Raw genomic sequence first — 6645 nt, 5'->3', positions numbered from 1 at the left:
AGCAGACGGTTTTCTCCGGCAGGCGCAGTGTCTGAAGCAGTGCATATCGGAATTGGTAGAGGTAACCAAGGGCTTGCTCGCCTGCGGAAAATGGATTGTCGGAAGGAGGCATGGTCTTAATCCTCTTCTTTGCTCGCCAGCCCAGCGATGGGGGCGAGGGCTTCGCCGAGTTTGAGGTAGTTGTTTTTCACGCCATCATCGAGGTAGAGTTCGATGCGGGCTTGGGCGAGCGGCAACATGGTCTGGCGCTCCCACTCTTCACACTCGTGAATCGTCTTGGTGATTTTGTCGGCTTCTTTGCGGGCCTCCGTTTTTGCTTTGGCAGTGCTTGCGGTCGCCTGCTCCTGGGTGAGGTGGGCGAGGCGGTTGCGGAGCTTTACCTGGTAGTCGCGGAGGTAGCTGTTCAGGACGAGGTTCATCGTGTCCCGCGTGTAGCGGTGCAGGTAGAGGAGGACGCTGAAGCCTTTGCGGGGGCTCTGGACCAGCCAGTAGATGGGGCGCTTCTTGTAGGTCTGGAGGTGGTCTTTGTAGAAGTCGGTCAGGAAATACTTCCGCAGGTCTTTGCCGAGGGAGTCCTCGATGAAGCGGAGGTTCTCCCGCAGCGTGGCTTCGCCGAAGGTGGCGCGGAGGAAATCGCGGGTGCGGGCCACGATGTCGTCTTCGAACCACTCGCCATCGAGCACGGGGATGATGCCGTCTTCATCGGGGACGAAGGTGAGTTCGGCCAGTGGCTTGCCCACTTTTTCCAGAAACTCACGCAGGGTGTCGCCGGCGTTGGCGAGGATGAGGCCGGGGTGGTCGAGCCCATAACGGCCCATCATGCAGCCGACGGCATAGGAGAGGAAGGCGGCCATGTCGCGGCGGGCCTCGGCGCGGGCGAGGGTGATTTGAGCCTCGGGCACTTCCGGCTGCAACTCGTCGTCGAGGCCGTAGGCGGCAATAAAGAGCCGGTTGTTCTCTGTCTCCAGCTCCTGCATCCGGCGGATGGCGGCAGTGCTCTGCGCCTCCCAATTCCGCCAGCTCGCCTCCAGCGTCGCGCCCTTCAGCCCAGGCCGCAGCAAAGGCTGGTCGCAGAAGTCCCAGGAGGTCTCGAAATTGTCCCAGTCGGCTCGACTCAAGCATATCGCCTCGTCAGCCAGAGCTTCGATTACAGAAGTTCGATCTTTAAGTTGTTCTATCAGCAATGGAAGTGTTCCGATATTCCCAACCTGGAAATTTAGCGTCGGATTCAAAGCCCTCAGGTATGTAGATGCGAGTGAGCTGCACAAAAAGCTCGTCGCAAACTTCAATGACAACTTTGTCGGAAAGAACGATGAGCCTCCGACATCGAACATGGATCCTGGAGGAGAGTAGCGAGCGCCAAAATTCGCAGAGCTAACAAATGACCACGTAACCGATGGCAAGAATTGAAATTGCTTGGCACGAACAGGTGCGCCTCGATGGGTCATCGGAAGATTATTATATTCATGTATCTCTTTCCCTCGATTTTCCCAATTCAGGACGACGTCTCGATTTCCATACCACTTTCGAAAGTCACCTCCTTTGTTGTAAGGAAACCAGCGCTTCCCCTTTGCGGCAGACATTTCCTCTGTTGGCGCATCAAAGCCAATCTTGCCCACTGAGAGTTCGTGCCATTGTCTGACGAAAAGATTGTTGTTCGTGGAGTTCATGCCCGCAGTGGCATTTCCAAAATCCGCAAGCAGTGGGCCTTCGAAGGCTCTACGAAAATTAGGGGAGACCCAATAAGCGATTGGACTTCCTGGGATGGTCAGAAAGTCCTGATTAGTAGCAGAATATTCGGGGAATTCACCCCTATTGAAAAAATTCGCTTCTATTTGTTCGTTAGCCTGGACTTCACCCTGCCGTTGGAAAAGGCGCTTAAATCGCCCAGGAGTGCGCGTCCCCGTATAAGAATTGATGACAAAAGCACAGCTTCCAAAGTCAGACCCCCACACACCTCGACCACAATGGACAAGACTGGATATTCTAGTCGTGCGGAGAAGCTCATCTCTGAGTAGTTCAAACGCCCTCAAGAACATCCAATTGGGTATGGTGATCATCGCGATATTTCCAAGTGGGAGCACTAGAGAGAGATTTCTTGAAATAAAGGCCGCGTAAGTGTCCGCCTTCCCAGCAGCCCATGACGATTCGATGAACGATTTGAGACGAGGGTTCATCGCAGCGGCACCCATATACGGCGGATTGGCCACGACGACGTGATACCGCTGGTTGAGCGCCTCGGCTTGATCGAGCACGCGAAGGACTTTGAGGTGCGTGTCGCGCAGGAAAAGCTGGCCGCCGAGGTCCTTCGCCTCGATGGCGCGGCGGACGTCGGCGATGGCCCGTTCGTCGAGGCACGGCTGGATGAGCGAGCCGAAGTTCTTTGCCTCCTCGAACTGGTGGAGCAGCTTGAGCATGGGCTGATTGAAGAGCTCTCCCAGCCCGAGGGCTTGGATGTAGTCGCGCAGCTCGTTTTCCTCGAACCTCACATCGCGCAGCTCTATGATGTGGGGCCGGACGAGGTGTTCCGCCTGGAAGAAGCGCCGGGCCTTTTCCCGGGCCTTGAAGACGAGGGCCAACTCGGCGAGCTGGGCGGCGCGGGGGCAGATCTCCAGCCCGTGTAGATTATGCCGAAGGATGAGGCCGGGAATCTCGGTGGGTGCATGGCCTTCCTCCTCGTAAATCTTCACCAACAGATCGAAGGCGTAGGTGAGCATGTGCCCGCTGCCGACAGCGGGATCGCACAGGCGGATTTCCTCGGGTTTGGTGATCTTCAGGAAGTCAGTCTCCGGTTCGCCCTCGATGTAGTAGGGCATGTGCTCGCGCAGCCGGGAGCCGGGGCGATTAAGCAGCCAGAGCCGACCAAGGGAGTTTTCGACGAGGTAGCGGACGATCCAGTGCGGGGTGAAGAGCTGGGTGACGGCGGGGATGTCCTCGGTGGGCACGGCGCTCTTGCGGGCCATGACCTGGTCCTTCCGCTCGGAGATGTAGAACTGGTAGAGCCAGCCGAGGATCTCGACATTGGCCCGCTGCCCGTCGCCGCAGTCTTCGTCGCTGATCTCGGTGCGGAAGCCGTGGACGACGGAGTGCTCGGTGAGGAGGTCATCGGGCAGGAGCAGCTCGGTTTCGTCGTCGAGTTTCTCGAAGAGGTTCGGCAGCAGGGCGTGGTAGAAACGGCAGGCGGCGAGAACGAGGTGGCGATAGACTTCGCCCTGCGCATCCGGTGACGGGATGCGGCCATCGAGAAGGTCGTTGAGCCGCTGCGGGTCGGTGTGGGACTTTAGCTCCTCGGGCAAGGCTCCGGTGCGGGTGAGCTTGAGCAGCTCGGGCTGCGTCTCCGCCGCGCTGGCCGGCGTGAGGACGCGGGCGCGGAACGGATGCCAGCCGCGGGCGTCCATGAATCGGAGCGCGGCGAGGCGGTTGAACCAAGTGTAGGCTACCCGGTCGATAAGGCCCGCGCGGTCTGCCTGCGCGAGCTTCCGCAACGCCGCCACCTGCGGAGCGAAGGTGGTGAGGTAGTCGGGCGTCTGGGCAGTGAGGGCGAAGTCGAGCTTTCGCGTGACCGCCTCCATGAGCTGGCGGCGGACGGCGGGGGCGAAGGTCTTGAGGGCGGAGGTGTTCATGCGGCAGGAAGACGGAAATATATTTGGATGGCGGTGCGCAAGGTTTCAGGATTAGCTCTGATACCGAGGGTGGAACGCAAGGATGCGAGAATGGCAGGCCAATCCGTCGAGTTTATGGGGAAGGCACGGAGGAAAGCCTCGAGCTCCTGTACGACGGAATCAGGCAGTTCAGGCCCGGCTGCTCCAGGTAGGGTGGCGGCAAGGCCGAAGACGTCGGCGCGGTGCTTTTTGATATTCCCTGAATCCACCGTTTCACCGGCAGCCTTGGCTTTGGTCAGATTCAGCCAAGCATGGGCTTTCAGCGGAATCAGAGAGCTGGCATTGGCGACCCAGAGACCATCGCGTTCGTCGTGGTGGGTCTGGATGAGTCCGAAGTAGGCGTCATCGAGCAAGATGGCAGAAAGGCTGTGCCTGCCAAGCTCTGGGAACACGGGGATGGATTTCTGCCCGTCGCTGAGTTCAAAACCTTCGGGCTTTCTGCTGCTCAACTCCAGTTTGGAAGGGAAATCTTCCCGCGTAGGATTGGCAAAGCGGTAAAGGATGGGAACACCGTCACTTCGCTCACTGGTTTGATACCCGCCTTCCTGGATAAAGGCGCGCATCGCATCTAGGAATGTCTGCTCGACCTGATCCATCATGATCACGAGGTCTAGATCATTGGTAGCGCGAAAATTCATGCCGTTGGTGCCAAACCACTCATCACAGGCGGCACCGCCGATGAGGGTCATGGCACCTTCAAAGGCACGAAAGTGATCACGGAAAATGTTGATGCCTTTCACCATGAGACTTGGTCGATGAGTCTTTCGAGCTGCTGTTGGATGCGGTCATCCGGCGAGTCACGCAGGCTGAGGTAGAGGGAGAGTGGATCGACCTTCTTGTCATCGCCGAAGAGCTGAGGATTGTAACTCCAGCTCTCCATGCGCAGATTTGCCTCCTCCGGCCCCTGGCATCCCCGGTAGAGACCGCGCTCGAGATTGGCTTGGAAAGTGGCGGAGGGCAGCGCGTAGGTGGGCAGACGATCATCCGAGATGTCCGTGCGATGACTCAGTGCGGTGAGACCTGCGGCAAGGGCCGGATAGCCAGGCTGCTCCCAACGCAGCCAGTGGGCCTTTTTCACCGGGCTGGAGAGGAGAGGCTGCACCCGCTCCCACAACTGCCTGCCATGCACCTTGAATGCGAGAGTGATGGAACGGCCCTGGCGCGACGTGCCGCAGAGGTCTGCCGCTTCCAGTTCATCCTTCACCTTGGTGAGCATGATGGGTGAATAGCCGATCTTTTCGGCAATGATCCGCAGGGGCAAATCCTCCAAAGAATGGCGCTGAAGATGGTAAAGCACGAGACACTGGGCGGCTGGTGTGAGACGTTTCCCACGCTCCGGCTTGGGCTGGGAGAAGCGCTCGCGCAGGTCAATCATCGCCGTGGGCAGGAATAACTGGCTGCCTGGAACGATGAAGGGGATGCCCAAGCGAACCATGCGATTGCGGGCATGGGAGGGCAGCATGGGCAGCACGAGCACCACCGTTTCGCCAAGTTGGGTTCTCAGTGTCTCGGCCTGATTCTCGTATTCGCCGGGGGAACCGGCATCCCAGTCGCTTTTCTCCATAGCGAGCAGGAACCTTCGGCCAAACAGGTGAAGGCTCTGGATCTGGTAGCGCTCCCGCAGGAACAGCGGCAGCCCGGCGGCCTTTTCGGCCACCAGATGAGGACGCTCCCCCGAAACGGTTTCGAGGTAGTCGAGCAGACGCTGTGTGAGGGGAATCATGGTTGAATACACTATTTATGCACGATACACATGGCAAGTGTATCGTGCATTATTTGTGTATCGGTGGGGGCTGCTGGGCGCGGGAAGCATCGTATTCGGATAGCAGCTTGGTGGCTTCCTCCTTCCCGAAATGGGCCTGGATTTTCTCCCGGAAATGGGTGTCGGCGGTGATGGTCTCGTAATTCACCCCCTTGAAAATGCAGGCGACCTTGGGTTCGAAGGCCTCCTCCACTTTCTCAAAAGCACGATCCACCTCTTCCTCAAGCCGCTGCTGGAGGGCCTGATCACTGAGTTTCCCGTCCACGGATCGACGCAACCAACTGGCCGGAGGTGCTGCTTTTACTCTCGGGAAAAGCGCTTTGATGAGATCATCCCGCGTCTCGGCGATCTTGGCCTTGATGGAGGAGACAACTTCCTTCGCGTAGGCTTCCACAATCTTTTTCAGTCGCTCTACCTCGGCTTCGAACTCCGGCTTGAGGCGTTTGAGGATCAGGTTTCCATAGGCAGCAGAGCCGAGGGGAATGAAGTATTTCTTGCGAAGCCGGTCAGCTTCCTTGCTCAGCCATTCTTCAGTGACGACGATGTCGGGTTCTGGCTGCTGCTCGTCTAGCAATCCCTCAGGAGGTGGCGGGCATGGGTCGGGGATTTTGAACTCGAATGGCGAGCCACTCTCGAAAACACGGAAGGTGTTTCGGATACGGTCCTGAAGGTTCTTTTCCGCCAAACCCAGCAGCTCAGGAGGCAACGGGACGGAGCGGGTTTTGAGCTTGTAGTGCTCAACGGAGAACTCAACGAACTCCAAGCGATAATTGAAGACGCGTTCCAAGCGAACCAAGTTGAAGGGCCGAGGCGGCACTTCTTTGAGGTCCTGCTTCACAGCGGCGAGTTTCCGATCATCGACGAAATCAAGCCCAAGCTCCTGATTCACCAGGACTTCCAGTTCAGGACCTGCACCACATGCGCTGGCGATGTCGATAGCGGCAGCCTTGGTAATGCGGATGGCATTGGGGGTGTTATCGGACGTGGAGCCAGCCTCTATCAACCGAGGCGTGGGGCTGAAAACCAGGATCTCCTCATCAGCCACGATTAGGCCGATGCGAACACCCACCTGGGTTTGCAGAGACGAACCTTTGGCGGCGAGAGCGGCACGAACGATGTCGATGGCTTCGATTTCGCCATAACCCAGACGGCAGACCTCTGGGTCGATGTCCACAATCACGGCGAGCACAGGCGGCCCAGCATCATGAGCAATACGCCCGG

The 6645-nt window shown here is 58.3% G+C and carries 4 protein-coding genes; all 4 read right to left on the bottom strand.

Going from position 1 to position 6645, the window contains the following annotated elements:
- Window positions 1–116: 116 nt before the first annotated feature.
- Window positions 117–3623: a BREX-1 system adenine-specific DNA-methyltransferase PglX gene (gene pglX / locus ACIREA_RS23510; protein WP_397384782.1), complete on the bottom strand. Its 3507-nt coding sequence runs from the start codon at window positions 3621–3623 to the stop codon at window positions 117–119.
- Window positions 3620–4405 (bottom strand): hypothetical protein, encoded by a 786-nt coding sequence (locus ACIREA_RS23505; RefSeq protein ID WP_397384781.1) that lies wholly within the window; start codon window positions 4403–4405, stop codon window positions 3620–3622. The genes pglX and ACIREA_RS23505 overlap by 4 nt, the downstream gene beginning before the upstream one ends.
- Window positions 4399–5385: a hypothetical protein gene (locus ACIREA_RS23500; RefSeq protein WP_294405418.1), complete on the bottom strand. Its 987-nt coding sequence runs from the start codon at window positions 5383–5385 to the stop codon at window positions 4399–4401. The genes ACIREA_RS23505 and ACIREA_RS23500 overlap by 7 nt, the downstream gene beginning before the upstream one ends.
- 49 nt (window positions 5386–5434) lie before the next feature.
- Window positions 5435–6645 (bottom strand): hypothetical protein (locus ACIREA_RS23495; protein WP_397384780.1); only part of this gene is annotated, 1211 nt, incomplete at its 5' end.

Source organism: Prosthecobacter sp. (genome assembly GCF_044373815.1).
Classification (GTDB): Bacteria; Verrucomicrobiota; Verrucomicrobiia; order Verrucomicrobiales; family Verrucomicrobiaceae; genus Prosthecobacter.
The sequence above is the reverse complement of the archived record's forward strand: the minus strand, read 5'-3'. Positions and strand labels throughout refer to the sequence as shown.